Genomic DNA, 583 nt, shown 5'->3' with positions numbered 1-583 from the left:
ACCTGGGTGAGGATATCGCCGAACAGCTGGAGCTGATACGCAGCGCCTTCCGGGTTATCCGCACGGTACGGGAAAAGCATGCCTGCACAAAATGCGATACCATCGTGCAGGCACCCGCGCCTTCGCGCCCCATCGAGCGGGGTATCGCCGGACCGGGGCTGCTGGCCCGCGTGCTGACCTCAAAGTATGCAGAGCACACCCCGCTGTATCGCCAGTCTGAAATCTACGGACGGCAGGGCGTGGAGCTCAGTCGTTCACTCCTGTCGGGCTGGGTGGATGCATGCTGCCGGCTCCTGTCACCGCTGGAAGAGGCTCTGCAGCGTTATGTGCTGACAGACGGTAAACTCCATGCTGACGATACGCCAGTGCCCGTGCTGTTGCCGGGCAATAAAAAAACGAAGACCGGGCGGTTATGGACCTATGTACGGGATGACCGCAATGCCGGCTCCATGCTACCTCCGGCGGTGTGGTTCGCCTACAGTCCGGACAGAAAAGGCCTGCACCCGCAGACCCATCTGGCAGGCTTCAGTGGTGTACTGCAGGCAGACGCCTATGCCGGGTTCAACGCGCTCTACCGGGAAGG

At 61.6% G+C, this 583-nt stretch carries 1 protein-coding gene; it reads left to right on the top strand.

Annotated elements, in window-relative coordinates:
- Positions 1 to 583: IS66 family transposase (locus tag Q1A40_RS22925; protein ID WP_300006091.1), on the top strand; the 583-nt coding region annotated here is incomplete at both ends.

Source organism: uncultured Cedecea sp., from assembly GCF_947498825.1.
GTDB lineage: Bacteria > Pseudomonadota > Gammaproteobacteria > Enterobacterales > Enterobacteriaceae > JGM124.
The sequence above is the reverse complement of the archived record's forward strand: the minus strand, read 5'-3'. Positions and strand labels throughout refer to the sequence as shown.